The sequence below is a fragment of the Gordonia oleivorans genome (assembly GCF_040044975.1).
In the GTDB taxonomy this organism is placed as follows: Bacteria; Actinomycetota; Actinomycetes; order Mycobacteriales; family Mycobacteriaceae; genus Gordonia; species Gordonia oleivorans.
The window spans coordinates 257,039-272,677 of the sequence record NZ_JBDZDI010000006.1; the positions used below are offsets into that span (position 1 = coordinate 257,039).

Consider the following 15,639-nt stretch of genomic DNA (forward strand, 5'->3'; position numbering starts at 1 on the left):
GGACCACACGACGGCGACGGTGAATCGGGCAGTGATTCCCGGGGCCCGCTAGGGTGAGGACATTTGTTGGGCGTGCGGTTCGGTGATCGGGGTTTGGCGACGTGAAGAATTGGGTGCGGCGGATCTATGATTCCGCTCCGCTGTGGGCGTGGATTGTCATGGCCGTGTGCGTGGTGATCCTGGTGGTCGGGCTGGTGATCTCGTCCAACCGGACCGCTCCGACGTCATCGACCGCGACGACGACGCCGAGCGCGCCGAGTACCACCGCGCCCGCGGCCACCCCGGCCACCGTCGCCTTCTTCGACGCCGCGAAGGCGGACCCGAAGGAGCCGAAAACGATTCTGCTGCTTGGTGATTCGACGGGAGCCTCGACGTCGGGGTGGGCCCCGGAGCTGGGCCGGGCGATCAGCAGTTCACTGGACCGGACGGTCGCCACCGCCTACTGGAACCCCACGACCTCCAAGTACGGGGCACCGGTGGTCCTCGGCACCGGCCCCAACGGGGCGATCGGCTTCTGGAACGGTTCGGCGTCGGGCAAGGACGCGGCGTATGCGCTGGACAATCTGACCGCGCTGACCACCGCCCCGTCGGGCGAATCGATCGGCACACCGGATCTGGTGCTGCTCAACTTCGGCCTCACCGAGGATGCGTCGCAGCCGCTGGCCGAGCAGATCCAGCCACTCATCTCGGCCATTCAGAAGAAATATCCGGATGCCGGGATTGCGGTGATCAAGCAGAATCCGCCGCGTGACGGCGACAATTCCGACCAGGTGTCGGGGTACGCGTCGGCGATGGATGCCGCGGGCATTCAGGTGATCGACGTGTACTCGGCGTTTCCCGCCGACGCCTCCGCACGCGCCGCGTTGATGGCCGACGGCCTCAATCCGAACGAGGCGGGCCAGAAGCTGTGGTCGAAGACGGTGCTCGCGGCGTTCGGGTTGCCGGCGTCGTCCTGAGACCCCCTCGGTCCGTCGGGATGACCCGACGCGGTCACGGATTGCGCCCTTTTTGAAATTCGCTTGGTCGTAGGACAGGCATTTACTTCCCTTATGGCCCCCAAGTACGGGACAATCCTGAGTACGTCCTTATCGCACCTGAGAAAGTCCCGTCATGATGCCGAGTTTCACCCCGCTGACGCGCCGCGTCGCTGCGGGTGTGCTAATGGCCGGGATAGCGGGCGTGATGGTCGGCACCACGGTGTGGGCGGTACCCGGCGTCGACACCAGCGCGTCGGCACCCAGCACCGACCTGCAGGTCGCGCTGGCCTCGATGGGGGCCGAACCCACCCAACTCGGTGTCGTCGACGACAAGATCTACCGGATCTCCGACGCCGACCTCGACGCGACCCTGGACAACCTGAGTGCGCTGGGTGTGACCGACATCCGGGTCGGCGCGCCGTGGCAGTATCTGGAGGCCGATGGCGAGAATTCGGCGGCGTGGTCACGCCTGGACGACATCGTCGAGGGGGCCCAGGCGCGCGGCATGAACGTGGTGATCGTCGCGGGGGTCACCTCACCGTGGTCGGCGGGCGAGACCGACACCGACGCCCCGCGCATCGACGAGTTCGCGGCCTTCGCAGCCGAATTGGCCAAACGGTATCGGGGCAAGGTCCGCGGATACGAGGTGTGGAGTTCCCTCGGTGTTGCGGGCACCGAACCCGGCGCGGTGATGGATCTGCTCGTCGCGGCGACGGCCGCCATCCAGGCCACCGACCCGACCGCGCTCGTCGCGACCCAGCAGACCCTTGCCGCCCAGGTCGCCTCCGTCGACCCCGAGTCCGCGGCCGCCCCGGCGGCGACCGATCCGGCGAGCCCGGTGCCGTCGACACCCATTCCGTCCGCCCCGACCGAGGCGACCACCGCACCCGCCCCGCCCGCCGAGACCACCTCCGAAGCCCCCGACGCGGGCAGCGGTGGCGGCGGTGCTGCCGAATCGAGTTCGACGACGTCGACGACCACGACGGAGCCGAGCACCTCCGAAACCCATGCGCCGGTGACGCCGAACGAGCAACCCGCGGTCCCCGAGGTCCCCGAATTCGATGCGCAGGTGATTCCGAGCACCTCTTCGGAGCCGTCGGAGCCCTCGGAGTCCTCGGAGTCCGGCCCGAGCGACATCCCGGAGGCCGAACCCGCCGAGTGATCACCGATGTCGGACCGGGCAGGTACCGTGGGCCGACCGATTCGGATGACAGTTCACCCGACGTGAGGACATGGGATGCCACGATCGCGCGAGGAGCGCTTCGATCTCCTTGCCGGGTGGGAGAAACGTGCGGAATGGCCGCTGGCGATCATCGCCGCCCTGTTCCTGATCGCGTACTCGGTGGATGTCCTCGGCGATCCCGGTCGGCTGTTCTCCTTCGGTATCGGGATCGTCGTCGGGTTGTCGTGGCTGGTGTTCGTCGTCGACTACTTCGTGCGGTTGTCGATCACCCCGGATCGGGGACGCTGGTTTGTGCGGCACCTGTTCGATCTGGCGGTCGTGGTCCTGCCGATCCTGCGACCGTTGCGGCTGGTCAGCTTGGTTATCCTGGTCGGTGCGCTGCAGAAGGCGCTCGGTGGTGCGATCCGCGGTCGGGTCGCGATCTACACCTCCGCGACGGCGATCCTGCTGATCTATGTGGCATCCCTGGCGGTGTACGACGCCGAACGGGGACGTCCGGGCGCGACGATCACGTCGTTCGGGGATGCGGTGTGGTGGTCGTTCGTCACCGTCACCACCGTCGGCTACGGGGATTTCGCGCCGGTGACGATCACCGGACGGGTGGTCGCGGTGCTGCTGATGATCGGCGGGATCAGTCTCATCGGTGTGGTCACCGCGACGATCGCGTCGTGGATCGTCGAGCGGGTTGCCGAGGAGGATGACGCCGGCCGGGCCGCGACCGCCGCCGAGATCCGCGAGTTGAAGGACGAGATCCGCATGCTGCGGGAATCGTTGGGCGCGGAAGGCGGGGTCGCGGCCGCCGATGCCGATATAACCGGGATGAATACGACCACTCACGACAATTATTGACGCGAGACCGCTGAGCCATCCCGGTTATATCGGCTCATCCGCTACAGGCCCGTCAAGCCAGGCCCACACCGACCGCGGCGAGCACCGACCACGCGCTACAGGACGAGACCCGCATGCTGCAGCAATCGATGCGGCACGGGAAGCGGGGTCGCGGGCGCCGATGCCGATACAACCGGGATGAATACGACCACTCACGACAATTATTGACGCGAGACCGCTGAGCCATCCCAGTTATATCGAGTGATCCGCTACAGGCCCGTCAGGCCAGGGCCACACCGACCGCGGTGAGGATCGACCAGACCAGCATCGCGATGCCGGTGGCACCCAGCGACGGGATGAGACCGGGACCGGTGGCGTGTCGGAGGACCGGGCGGGCGGCGACGACGATCAACGGTGCGGTGGCCAACCCGATCAACACCCATGGGGTGGCGGGGATGAGCACCAGACTCGCGATCAGCGGCACCGACAGGAGGACGACGAACAGGACGCGGGTGGCGCGGTCGCCGAGCCGGACGGCGAGGGTGATCTTGCCGGATTCGGTGTCGCTGGGGATGTCGCGGAGGTTGTTGACCACCAGGACCGAGGTGGAGATGGCGCCGACGGCGATCGCGCAGACCAGGCCCACCCAGTCGACGCGGCCCGACGTGACGTACTGGGTGCCGAGCACCGCGACCAGGCCGAAGAAGGTGAACACGGCGATCTCGCCGAGTCCGTAATAGCCGTACGGTTTGGATCCGCCGGTGTAGAACCAGGCGCCGGCGATGCAGACGGCACCGATCACCACCAGCCACCACGCGGTGGTGACCGCGAGGATCAGACCGCAGACAGCACCGAACCCGAAGCAGGCGAACGCGGCGGCCTTGACCGCCCCGGGTGCGGCGGCCCCGGACCCGACCAGCCGCATCGGCCCGACCCGCTCATCGTCGGTGCCGCGGATGCCGTCGGAGTAGTCGTTGGCGAAGTTCACCCCGATGATCAGGGCGACGGACACCAGCAGCGCGAGCACCGCCTTCCACCAGGTGACGTCGCCGACGTAGAGGGCTGCGCCGACACCGGCGACCACCGGGGCGATCGCGTTGGGCAGGGTTCGGGGTCGCGCGCCTGCGATCCACTGGGTTGGGGTTGCCACGCCCTTGATCGTGCCACGGCCGGTGCGGGCGGCCGACGCGACGTCGACGCCGAGTTCCCAGGGGATCGGTCACACCTGCGGCGCGGTCGCCCAGCCGGGGCTCGGTGGCATCGTCGGCCAGGGCTGGGACTGGTCGATCGGTTCGCGGCGGGGCAGGTCGGCCGGCGTCGCGGCGTCGCAGGCGTGCTGGTCGGCGGTGGGTGTCGGGTAGATCGCCATGAAGTCGAAGCGGGTGACATACCAGCCGCCGAAGACGTTGCGGCCAGTGGTACGACCGGGGCCGGTGGGTCGGGCGGGTGGGGTGGCGCCGGTGCGGACGAGGTCGATCTCGACCGGGCGGGCGGGCATCGTCCGGGATCGCCACTTGGGGCTGTCGGCGCCGCGCACCGATTGATAGCTGTATCGGCACAACACGATTCGCGTCCAGTCGGCCCTGTCCTCGCGGCGCAGCGCGGTGTAGAAGGTGGTACCCACGCCGGGCTCCGTCGGGGACACCTCGGGTGGATAGACGGTGATCATCTGGGAAATATTCGATGGCGCGGCATCGGCGAAACCGGGATATCCCCACTGCAGGGATTCCCCGGCGTTGGCCAATTCGAAGGATTCGACAAAGGCACGCACGAATGTGCCCTCCGGGCCATTGACCTCGACGACGGGACCGGGAATCCAGCGGTAGGTCATGTCGAATTGGGCGGGGATCGTTTCGTCGTCGAGCGTGACCATTTGCGCAGGATTCTCGGGTGGTCGGGTGGGTGATCCGCATGCCGTCAGCGTCGCCATCAGGGCAAGTCCGATCGCGGCGAGTGCGCGTTGCCGTCGTCGGGACATCGACGATCATCCCCTTCGGTCGAACGTAGGGGCAGGGACTTTCGCCCAGCATAGATGTGAATGATGAGACTGGTGGGATTTCGGCGCCCCTTGCCATCGGGTGATGGACGTGGTGATCTGTGAGAGGTTTCGAACTCACGTCGGGAGCAGTTCATGCACTGGTTTGTCGACAGCCCACTTCTCACCCTGTTCTTCTGCGTCGGGGTCGGATGCATCGTGGGGAAAATCCCGTTCGGCCCCGTTTCCTTCGGCCCGGCGGGCGCATTGTTCGTCGCGCTCGCGTTGTCGGCGATCGACTCCGATGTGTCATTGCCGCCGATCGTGACGAGCCTGTCGCTGTGCGTGTTCTGTTATGTCGTCGGAATCGCCGCGGGGCCGTCATTCGTCAACGCCATTCGCACCGGCTGGAAACCCGTGCTGGTGTCGATCACCGCCATCATCGCGATGGCCGCCGCCGCGCTCGGCGTGGGCAAGGCCTTCGGGCTGGACATCGGGACGATCGCCGGGTCGTTCGCCGGTGCGGGTACCGCGACCGCCGCGCTCGGCGCCGTGCAGGAGCAACTCGCCGGCGATGGCCCCATCCCACCGCAACCCGCGATCGGCTACGCCGTGGCGTATCCGATCACGGTGTTCCTGACGATCCTGGCGTGTACGTATCTGATCTCGGCCGGCAGACGCAAGCCGACCGCCGAGGACCGGGAGAAGCTCCCGCCGATCGTGGTGCGCACCCTGGAGATCGTGCATGATCCGGGCCTGACCGTTCACGATTTCTCCCAACGGTTTTCGGCGGTCATCTCGCGATTGACCCGGGACGCGGAGACCGTCGTCGCGCATGAGTCCGAACGTCTGTATCCCGGCGACCTGGTGACCATCACGGCGCGGGAGAATGTGGCGGAATCGATCGTCGACGAGTTGGGGCGGCCCGCGGCGTCGGAACCGTGGATGGATCGCAGTGCCATCGACTTTCGTCGGATCACCCTGTCGAATCCGCGGCTGGTGGGCCGTGAGTTGCAGGAGCTACGGATGGAGGAGCGGTTCGACGCGGTGGTCAGCCGGGTGCGTCGCGGCGACGTCGACATCATCGCCACGCCGGATCTGGTGCTGCAGAGCGGGGATCGTCTCCGGGTGACCGCACACCGCGATCGGCTCGCCGAGATCGCCACCGAACTCGGTGATTCCGAACGCGCCGCCGGTGACATCAATCCGATCGGCCTCGGCCTGGGATTGACGATCGGTCTGATGCTGGCGTTCGTCGAGATCCCGCTGCCCGGAGGCGGCACGCTCGTATTGGGCACGGCCACAGCGCCTCTCATCGTCGGTGTGATCCTGGGCGCGCTCGGCCGCACCGGTCCGGTGGTGTGGACATTGCCGGGCAACGTCGCCAACACCTTGAATCAGTACTCGCTGTTGGTGTTTCTGGTGGCGGTCGGCACCGGCGCCGGAGCCGGGTTGGTGACGGCTTTGGGCAACAACGGTATTCAGTTGGTGGTGCTGGGGTTGACGATCTCCCTGGCACACGCCCTGGTGTGCGTCGTCGGCCTGCGTACCGTGCTGCATTACGGGACGGCGCGGGCGCTCGGCGGTCTGACCGGGTCGCAACTGAATCCGGCGCCGTATGCGTTCGCGATGGGTAAGGTTCCCGATCAGCGGGTGGCGCTGGGGTATGCGGTGCTCTTCCCGGTGTCGATGATCGTGAAAGTGCTACTGGCGCAGATCATGGTGGTCTACTTCTGAGCGTCGTGCTGGTGGTTCGTGCGGGGTAGCACGAACCATGCGATCACCGTGCCGAACGCGAGAAACGCTGCGCCCAAAGCGAATCCGGTCCGGAAGCCGTCGGCGGGGAGTGTGGAGTGCGCGGCGACGGTCACCAGGATCGCGAGGCCGATGGTGCCGCCGAGTTGCCGGGAACTGTTGAGGACGCCGGAGGCGAGGCCGACGTCGGAGTCGCGCACGCCGGCGGTGCCGACGGCGCCGACGAGCACCATCGATCCGCCGATACCGATGGCCGCGACCATGGACGGCAACAGGATTCCGCGCCAGAAGTCGAACTCGTCGGGCATCAGCGCGAACAGCAGCAGCCCGACGGCGCCAAGCAGACCGAGAACCCCGATGCTGTTGCGGGGACCGATGATCGGTGCGATCCGGCTCGACACCACGATGCCGATGACGACGCCGCCGCAGAACGGCAGGAACAGTAGTCCGGCGATGTCGGATTCGACATTCCAGACCGTCTGCACGAACAGTGAGGCGAAGTAGAATGCCGCGAGTTGGCCGGCGGCGAGCATGAATCCGAAGATGTTGGCGCCCAGGATACTACGGGCGGCCATCAGATGCGGTGGCATGAGCGGGTGGGTGACGAATCTCTCGATGAGAGCGAATCCGATCAGTAGTACTGCCGCACAGATGAATCCGATGACGGTGGGCGCCGACGACCAGCCGTGGTCGCCGCCGGAGCTGACCGCGTAGACCAGCGCACCGACGCCTGCGGTGACGAGGACGGCACCCGGGACGTCGAGGCGTCCGGCATCGCGCCGTTGCTCGTGCGCGACACCGCGCAGCGCTGCGGCGAAGGCGATCGCGACGATCGGCACATTCACGAACAGCACTGCACGCCAGGAGAACCAGTCGGTGAGGACGCCGCTGAGCACGACGCCGACCGCACCTCCGGCGGCTCCCGCGCCACCCCAGAACGCCATCGCCGTCTTGCGGACGGCCGGGTCGGCGATGCTCGACGCGAGAGCGAGGGATGCGGGCGCCAGGAGTGCCCCGGCGACGCCCTGCAGTGCGCGGGCGCCGACGAGCAGCGCCGGGCCCGTCGCCATCCCCCCGGCGATGCTGGCCACCGCGAAGAGGGCGAGGCCGGCCAGGATGACCGTCCGTCGTCCCCAGAGGTCGCCGAGGCGTCCGCCGAGCAGCATCAGACCGGCGAAGGTCAGCAGGTAGGCGGTGACCACCCATTGCAGTCCGGCGGCGCTGAATCCGAGGTCACTACGCATCTGCGGGAGCGCGATGTTGACCAGGGACATGTCGAGCGCGACGAGGAACTGCAGCGAGAAGATCGTCGCGATGAGTGCCCGATGGTGTGCGGGCGCGGCGACGGACGTCGACGGCGTGGTCACGGGAACCTCCGTTCGGGGGTACGCGACGCGTTTCGGTACGCGTACGTTTACGTATGCGTACGTGAGGGTAGACTAAGTTCTGCCGGAGGTAAAGCGGGAGGGGCCACCGCGCCGTTGACAGCGCTCAGGCGCCTCGCGACGCCCGCGCGAGCACCCCGTCGACCTGTGCCGACACGGCGTCCCGAACCCGGAACTGTGCCGCGTACTCAGGCAGGTGCGGCAGAAGGCGCGCGATCGTCGGGACGTCGACGAGATCGGCGGGATCGATGGTCTGATGCCACGACTTCTCGCCCGGTGTGCGGCGCGCGAGGGTGTCCTGCCATTGGAGTTCGGAGGCGACGATGTACCACACCGCGCGCCAGGCCGACATCGCCTCGACCTCGTCGACCCCCAGCTCCAGGGCGGCCTCGACGAAGGTGTCGGCAAGGACCAGCGCAGGTGCGCCGACGGTGGTCCCGTCACGCAGAATCGGGACGATCCAGGAGATGCGCGCCAGTTCGTCGTACATGCCGACCGCGACGTCGATCATCCGGTCACGCGGCGGACCGTCGGGCCGGACCCATGGGATTCGTGCCGCCACTTCGGTCAGAACCAGTTGCAGCAGTTCGGTTTTGTTGGCCACGTAATTGTAGAGCGTCATCGGCTTGGAGCCGAGCTCTGCCGCCAGGCGGCGCATGCTGAGGCCGTCGACACCGTCGCGCTCGATGATGAGGATGGCGGCGTCGACGATGGCGTCACGGGTCAGGGACGGGGCCGGGGGCATGGTGCCCTATTTCTACCAGTGGTGGCCACGATTCACCGATTCACGGCATTCGAAAGCGCTGTCGACGTTCACGCGAGCGCTGTCAACGCGTGAGAGAGCGCCGTCAACGATGCCGGGGTCAGCGACCGGTCGGCGAGCGGTCAGCTCTCGGTCGGTGTCAGTTCGATGCAGTCCACGCCCCACCCGAGTGGCGTGGAGGTGACGATCGACCAGCCGGCGGCGGTGGTGAGCCGCTCGATGTCGACCTGGGTGCGCGGGGGGACGCCGACGGCGCCGAGGTGCACCAGGGCCATTTCGGTGGCGCGGGTGTTGAGCGCGTCGGGTTCGGTCGATTCGACGAGGATCAGCGAGTCGGCGATCTCGACGAGTTCCCGTAGGTGTCCGATCACCTCGTCGTCGGTGCGGTGTTCGCATGCGCTCGCCAGCACCATCACGTCGGTGCGGGTCCACTCCTCACCGAAGTCCTTGTCGCCCTGCGAATCTGCCCGCCGGAGCGCAGACAGCGGTTCCGCCTCCTCGACGATCCGCATGGATGCTTTGACGCCGCCGTCGCGCAGCCCGTCGGCGACGACGAGTGCGGCCGGGCCGCCGATGGAAATGTCGGAGTATCCGCGCCACAAAGGAAGTCGAGCAAGAGCGGGCATCAGGAAGGTCAGGCCGTCGGCCTCGTCGACCAGTTCGTCGTAGCGATCCGCCGCGGATGCGACATGCCGGCGCAAGGTGGTATCCGTGCTGTGTTCCCACGCCGACCGTCGCGCGGTGACGGCGTCGGCGAGTCCGGCGAGCGCGAGCACCTGATCGGCATAGAGGCTGTCGAATTCCTCACGGGCGTGGTCATCGTCGACGAGTCGCTCGCCGTACTCCCCGACCGCGACCTTGTCGCCGTCCAGACGTAGAACCGCGACATCCAGCAGCACGTTGATCACCGGGTCGATCTGTGCGGCAGCCACATTCAGGGAATCGGCGAGTTCACCGCGGTCGCGGGGGCCCGCGGCGACAGCATCGAGCAGTCCCAGCTTCAGTGCCGCGCGGGTCGCCAACCACGGCACGGGAGAACCGATCTCGGCAGGCGAGGTCGACGTGTCCGCCTCTGCCACAGCATCGACACCGTGATCGTCACGGATGTGCCAGTAGCCGGTGATATCGCTGTGCGACTTGGGAATTCCCCAGTCCCGGTTGACGTGTCGTCGAAGCGCTAGCAGTGCACGGCTTTCCGCGGCGGCCCAGACGTAACCGACTCCGCGGGGCGCGGGCACGGATGCCACCGCCGCGGTGAAGGCGTCCCGATCGCCGGGTTCAGCGAGGACCCAGGTGACCGAATCCCCTGTGCGAGTAAGGATGTCCTGACGGGCACGATAATCGGAGATGGTGATGATCGCGCGGGCGGGGCCGTCGACGGGCCGTTCGGTGAAGAATCGGTCGATCGCCGGGACGGCGGTCTCATCGCCGATGAGGATCATCTCGTCGACGTCATCGGGAATGATCGTCGAGGCCTTGGGCCCGACGAACCAGAGGTCGTCACCGGGTTGCGCGGACCGCGCCCACGCCTCGGCCGGGCCACCCGCGTGTCGATCCGAGGTGTGGACGACGAAGTCGAAGGACACCTCGAGGGCCGCCGGATCGTGGTGATGCGGGGTGTAGTCGCGCGTCTCACGATGCTCCGACGGCCGCCAGTCGATGCCGTTTTCGCTCTGGTGGGGCACTGCGTCGGCGATGTCTCCGCCGGGCGCGAAGATGAGTTTGACGTGGTCGTCGAACATCGGGGCGTCGAACGCGGGGAATGTCATGCCGTCGCGGGTGAACTCACCGAGTTGGGGGCCGCCGACGGTGACGCGGCGCATCCGCGGCGTGATGTCCTCGACGCGGCGCACCTGCACACAACGCAGCACCAACGGGTGGGCTCGGTAGCGGGAACGGTTCATGGACTCGCATCACCTCGTCACGGACTCGTGGGCAACTATTTAGGTGACACTAAGCTACCGCGCGTGGCCGAGGTGGCCGCGCGCAGATCGCCGGCGACGGGGTCCGGACGCGACAATCGGCCGCACACCGGTGGTGTGCGGCCGATTGCGATTGGGTGCTTGACCTGGCCTGACGGGAGTCAGACGCCGGCGGGCGCCTCGGGAAGGCTCGCGAGGACCGCGGCCTTGAGATCGTCGACCGTGGTGGCCGAGGTGATCACGGCCACCGACGCGGCGTCTGCGGTCTCGAGGATGCCGAGCAGCAGGTACTCGCCGCGCAGGGTGGTGTCCCCGCGTTCACGGGCGATACGGATCGCGGCCTCGAGCGCCTGTCGCGTCTCGGGTGCGAAGCGGGGGCGCATGCCCCGGCCGCGCGGTCCGCGCCGGCCGCGGCCCGGTTCGAACGGTCCGTCACCGAAGTCAACGTCCTCGCCCGGACCGCCGGGACCGAAACCGCCCCGTCCACCGGGACCGCCCTGACCGAAGCCACCGCGTCCGCCGGGACCGCCCTGACCGAAACCGCCCCGTCCGCCGGGACCGCCCTGACCGAAACCGCCGCGTCCGCCCGGGCCCCCGGGACCGAAACCGCCGGGACCGAATGCGTCGGGACCGCAGATTCCCTGACCACGGCCGCGTCCTTCGCCGTGACCGTGGTGGCCGCGATGACCACGCGATCCACGGCCGCGGCCTCGACCGCGTCCACGTTCGGGGCGCTCGGCCCAGCCGTCGGCGAGGTCGTCGCCGAAGTTGTCACGCACCGCGTCCCGCACCTTGTCGAGGTCGATACCGATGGAGCGCAATGCTTCCCGGTCTTCCTCGTAGCGGTCGGCGGCACTCTGCTCGGCGGCGGTGTCGTCGTCGACGTCGTTCTCGTCGTGGTAGGCGCGGGCCGCGTCACGCGCCCCCGCCAGGGTCAACCCCTGCTCGGTGAGGATGCCGAACAGCGGCGAACGCGCGTTGCACAGCATTCCGAGAATCAGGTGATCGTTGCCGAGCCGGGTGTGCCCCAGATCGGCGGCTTCCTGCGTGGCAAAGGCCAGCAGCATCTTGTCGTCTTGAGTGAATCGACCAAACATGATGGCTCTCCTTAGAGATTGTGCGGGCCCCATCACTGGGTCTCGCGTGATGAATGTTTCTGGTGCACGGCCTGGCGGCTGATCTGCAAGACCTCTGCGATCGCCTGCCAGCTCCAGCCCTTGTCGCGGGCATTGGCCACCTGCACTCCCTCGAGGTGGTCGGCGAGTGTGCGCAGGGCGCGTACTGCTGCCAACCCCCGTGCCGGGTCGTCGCTCGCGGCGGCTCCGGCCAGGTTCTGAGCCTTGGTGGATTCGGTGTTCTCGTCGTGCATAGTGTCAGGTTATCTTGACTGACTACCTATGTCAAGAATCATTGACGAAGGATTATTCCGCGACGACGCGCGCGGCTCGGTGGCGGGTCTGAACTGGGGTTATGCGTGTCCGAGAGCGCTGTCAACGTCGGAGAGAGCGCTGTCAGTGCAGGACAGAGCGCTGTCAACGTCGGAGAGAACGCTGTCAGTGCAACCGGGGGGGGGCGCCCCGCCCTACTCGTTGGCGATGGCCTCGGTGATGTTCATGCGGGCTGCGCGTCGGGCAGGGACCACCGCCCCGACGAGGCACAGCACCACCGATGCCGCCACGAACACGATGGTGATCGGCCGCGGCGAGTAGGCGACGTCGATCGACGTCGTGGCGGCGAGGATCTCGTCGCTCAGCACATGCAGGATGGCGCCGATGACGAGGCCGGTGAGCGCTCCGACGACGGCCACCGCGCCGGCCTCGGCGAGCACCATGCGGGACACGAACCGTCGGGATGCGCCCATCGCACGCAGCACGCCGAGTTCGCGTCGCCGTTCGATCACCGACAGCAACAGCGTGTTGAGCAGCGCGATCGCCGCGGCCACCGAGACGATCCACTGGATGGCGACGGTGAAGGCACCGGACTGCTCGGCCTGCCCACGGGTCGCGGCGAGCGCCTCGGCGCCGGAGTACACATACACCGGGGAGCCGCCCTGCGACGGATTCTCGACGGCGATGCGTTCCAGCGCCGCGCGGACCGCGGTCGTGTCGGCGTCGGGTGCGGTGATCACCTGAAGGTAGGTGGCCCCGCTGCGGTCGAACCACCTCGACAGCAGCGCGTTGGACACCGCACCCGTTCCGGAGTCGATGGACACGTAATCGACTATGTCGCGGACGATCACGTCGTGATATCCGGTCGGCGACGCCAGCCGCAGAGTGTCGCCGGTCTCGACGCCGAGGGTGCGCGCCAGCACGTTGGACAGCAGAATCCCGTTGCCGTCCAACACCTGTCGCACCGCCTCGGGAGAGGCCTTGCGCATGAACGGTGCCCGGGATCCCGGCACCAGGCCCTGCAGCAGGATGCGGTCGGCACCGGCGTTGACGTTGGCCCACTGGCCGACCACCACATCGGTGACGCCGGGGACCTCCCGGGCCTCGTGATAGATCTCCGGTGGCAGCTCCGGACCCAGGGGCACTTGATCTTTCGACTGTGACGAGATGTAGAAGTCCGGGTCACCGAGACCGTCGAGCGACGACGAGATCGACGACACCAGATTGTCCAGGGCACCGGAGGTACCCATGCCGACGGCGATCGCGACGGCCACCGTCATCAGTGTCGCCCAGGCACGACGCGGCGCACGTTGGGTGTTGACCGACGCGAGACGCCCTGGGCCACCGAATAATTGGGCCAATCGGACCACCGCGGCCACCAGCGGCCGGGTCAGAGCGAAGCAGATCAGCAGCGCGCCGACGGCGTACACGGCACCGGCGACGATGGCCGGGCGGCCCGGGACGGTGACGACGATCCACGCGGCGATGACGGTGAGAACCCCGACGATGCCGGCGCTCCAGACCACCACACGACGACGGGGCACGCTGTCGGCGACCTCGCCGGGCGACATCGCCTCCACCGGCGACACCGAGAACACCGATCGCGCAGCCAGACTCGTCGCACCGACGCACGCGATCACACAGGCCACGACGGCGACGACGGGCGCGTAGGCGGGTAGGTGGTAGGCGATCTTCATGGTCACCGCGTCGCGGGTCACCGGTGGCACCGTCGACACCGCCCACCGGCCGGCGAGAATGCCGATCGGTACGCCGATCCCACCGCCGATCAGGCCGAACAGCGCTGCCTCGCCGAGCATGTCGCCGACGAGGTTGCGACGATGCGCCCCGAGGGCCCGCACCATCGCCAGGGACTGCCGGCGGGAGGCGACGGCCATGTTCATCGTGTTGAACACCAGGAATGCCGCGATCACCAGGGAGATCAGTGACACCAGCAGCGTCGCATCGCGGGTGACCGAGGTGGCGACTTCGGCTTGGCGGGTGCGGAAGTCGGGGTCCACGACCACCGCCCGCCCGCCGACGACGTCGGAGATCTGCGTGCGCAATGAGGCGATGTCGACACCGGGTTTGGCGACGATGAAGATCGAGTCGACCTTCCCGGGAAACACCACATCACCGTTGCCCAGTCCACCCTCCTTGCCGGTGAGCCGTTGTGCCAGATCGAGATAGGCGAACATGTAGGTGCCGCCGTTGAGCCGGTCGGCGCCCTCGCCGGTCGCGACCTGCAGCACCCGCAAGTCGATGCCGTCGATCGAGAGCCGTTGGCCCTCACGGAATCCGGTGTTCGGGCCGACGATCACCCCGTCGGCGAGATCGTCGAGCGACAGGCCGGTGCCGCCCTGCATCGACCGGAGGTCACCGGACAGGGCGGTGACCCGGAAATCGGAGCCCAACAACGGGATCGGTCTGCCGTCGACGGTGACGGCACCGCGGATCATCGGCACCACCGCCTTCGCGTCGGGCACCTCGGCGCGTATCCGGCCGGCCAGCGAGTCGTCGATCCCGGAGTCGGTGATGGCGGCGACCTCGACGTCGGCGGTCCCGGAGATCGCGGCGTTGAAATCACGGACCGATTCGGTGAACGACCCGTATGTCCCCAGCACGGCGACGAGCAACGCCGAGGACACCAGCACCACGCTGAGCGAGGTGAACACGCGTAGTCGGTGGGTGCGGATCTCGCGCAGGTTGAGGATGCGGACGCGGGTGAGCCCGGCGAGCACCCCGCCGGCGACGGCGCGGACGCGGTTCACGCGATCTGTCCGTCGCGCACCGTGATCGTGGTGTCGGCGACGCCGGCGGCGGCCGCGTCGTGGGTCACCATCACCACCAGGCGACGCTGACCCTCGTGCGCCACCTCCGAGAGGAGGTCGAGGACCGACGCCCCGGTGGCCGAGTCGAGGTTGCCGGTGGGTTCGTCGGCCAGCAGGATCGCTGGTTCCATGATGAGCGAACGGGCGATGGCCACGCGTTGCATCTGGCCGCCGGACAACTCCGACGGCCGGTGATTGACGCGGTCACCGAGACCGACGCGGTCGAGGAGATCGATGGCGCGGGGTTTGGCCTTGCGCAGCGACTGACTGTCGAGAAGCCTTGGCAGAGCGACGTTTTCCCACGCCGACATCGTCGGCACCAGGTTGAAGAACTGGAAGATGAAGCCGACGCGGGTGCGGCGGAACGCCGATGCGGCGTTGTCGTCGAGGGAGCCGAGGTCGACGCCGTCGACGCGGATCGAGCCGGACGTGGGGGTGTCGAGCGCACCCATCAGGTGCAGCAGCGTCGATTTGCCCGCACCCGACGGTCCGACGACGGAGACGAATTGGCCGCCCGGCAACGAGAGGTTGACCCCGTCGAGGGCTCGCACCCGTTCATCACCGAGCGAGTACTCCCGCACCAGATCGACGGCCTCCACCAGGTTCTGCTCCCCCACCGCTGCCATGGGATCAGA

Annotated in this window: 13 protein-coding genes; 4 read left to right on the forward strand and 9 right to left on the reverse strand. The window is 67.8% G+C overall.

The genetic code is table 11. The features are described 5' to 3' along the window. Positions 1 to 101 precede the first annotated feature (101 nt). The 3 genes from ABLE92_RS12470 (at position 102) to ABLE92_RS12480 (ending at position 3,009) form a co-directional block, all read left to right on the forward strand. The gene (locus ABLE92_RS12470) at positions 102 to 956 is read left to right on the forward strand and encodes an SGNH/GDSL hydrolase family protein (RefSeq protein ID WP_348805075.1); all 855 of its coding nucleotides are present in this window, start codon (positions 102 to 104) and stop codon (positions 954 to 956) included. A gap of 154 nt (positions 957 to 1,110) precedes the next feature. After that, the gene (locus tag ABLE92_RS12475; RefSeq protein ID WP_348805076.1) at positions 1,111 to 2,139 is read left to right on the forward strand and encodes a cellulase family glycosylhydrolase; all 1,029 of its coding nucleotides are present in this window, start codon (positions 1,111 to 1,113) and stop codon (positions 2,137 to 2,139) included. Between the two features lie 75 nt (positions 2,140 to 2,214). Continuing rightward, positions 2,215 to 3,009 carry a potassium channel family protein gene (locus ABLE92_RS12480; protein WP_348805077.1) on the forward strand — a complete coding sequence of 265 codons (795 nt, stop codon included), beginning with the start codon at positions 2,215 to 2,217 and terminating at the stop codon, positions 3,007 to 3,009. A gap of 259 nt (positions 3,010 to 3,268) precedes the next feature. Here ABLE92_RS12480 and ABLE92_RS12485 read toward each other — a convergent pair whose 3' ends face one another. Both ABLE92_RS12485 and ABLE92_RS12490 read right to left on the reverse strand, forming a co-directional pair. After that, on the reverse strand, positions 3,269 to 4,138 hold the full coding sequence (locus ABLE92_RS12485) for a 1,4-dihydroxy-2-naphthoate polyprenyltransferase (protein ID WP_348805078.1): 870 nt from the start codon (positions 4,136 to 4,138) through the stop codon (positions 3,269 to 3,271). 69 nt (positions 4,139 to 4,207) lie between these two features. Then, positions 4,208 to 4,966, reverse strand: coding sequence for a hypothetical protein (locus ABLE92_RS12490; RefSeq protein ID WP_348805080.1), 759 nt, complete (start codon positions 4,964 to 4,966; stop codon positions 4,208 to 4,210). Between the two features lie 153 nt (positions 4,967 to 5,119). Between ABLE92_RS12490 and ABLE92_RS12495 the strand changes: the two genes are divergently transcribed. Continuing rightward, entirely contained in the window at positions 5,120 to 6,700 is a 1,581-nt protein-coding gene (locus tag ABLE92_RS12495) for an aspartate:alanine exchanger family transporter (RefSeq protein ID WP_348805081.1), read from the forward strand. Here ABLE92_RS12495 and ABLE92_RS12500 read toward each other — a convergent pair. The 7 genes from ABLE92_RS12500 to ABLE92_RS12530 form a co-directional block, all read right to left on the reverse strand. Then, a complete protein-coding gene (locus ABLE92_RS12500; RefSeq protein WP_348805082.1) occupies positions 6,691 to 8,085 on the reverse strand; it encodes an MFS transporter in 1,395 nt (464 codons plus the stop codon). The genes ABLE92_RS12495 and ABLE92_RS12500 overlap by 10 nt on opposite strands. A gap of 124 nt (positions 8,086 to 8,209) precedes the next feature. After that, on the reverse strand, positions 8,210 to 8,848 hold the full coding sequence (locus ABLE92_RS12505) for a TetR/AcrR family transcriptional regulator (RefSeq protein ID WP_348805083.1): 639 nt from the start codon (positions 8,846 to 8,848) through the stop codon (positions 8,210 to 8,212). A 140-nt stretch (positions 8,849 to 8,988) separates the two neighbouring features. Then, positions 8,989 to 10,770, reverse strand: coding sequence for a siderophore-interacting protein (locus tag ABLE92_RS12510; protein ID WP_348805084.1), 1,782 nt, complete (start codon positions 10,768 to 10,770; stop codon positions 8,989 to 8,991). Positions 10,771 to 10,949: 179 nt separating this feature from the next. Then, positions 10,950 to 11,885 (reverse strand): Clp protease N-terminal domain-containing protein, encoded by a 936-nt coding sequence (locus ABLE92_RS12515; protein WP_348805085.1) that lies wholly within the window; start codon positions 11,883 to 11,885, stop codon positions 10,950 to 10,952. Positions 11,886 to 11,917: 32 nt separating this feature from the next. After that, positions 11,918 to 12,157 (reverse strand): helix-turn-helix domain-containing protein, encoded by a 240-nt coding sequence (locus ABLE92_RS12520; RefSeq protein ID WP_348805086.1) that lies wholly within the window; start codon positions 12,155 to 12,157, stop codon positions 11,918 to 11,920. 213 nt (positions 12,158 to 12,370) lie between these two features. After that, on the reverse strand, positions 12,371 to 14,944 hold the full coding sequence (locus ABLE92_RS12525) for an FtsX-like permease family protein (protein ID WP_348805087.1): 2,574 nt from the start codon (positions 14,942 to 14,944) through the stop codon (positions 12,371 to 12,373). After that, positions 14,941 to 15,630 carry an ABC transporter ATP-binding protein gene (locus ABLE92_RS12530; protein WP_348805088.1) on the reverse strand — a complete coding sequence of 230 codons (690 nt, stop codon included), beginning with the start codon at positions 15,628 to 15,630 and terminating at the stop codon, positions 14,941 to 14,943. Before ABLE92_RS12530 ends, ABLE92_RS12525 begins: the two co-directional genes overlap by 4 nt. Between the last annotated feature and the right edge of the window lie 9 nt (positions 15,631 to 15,639).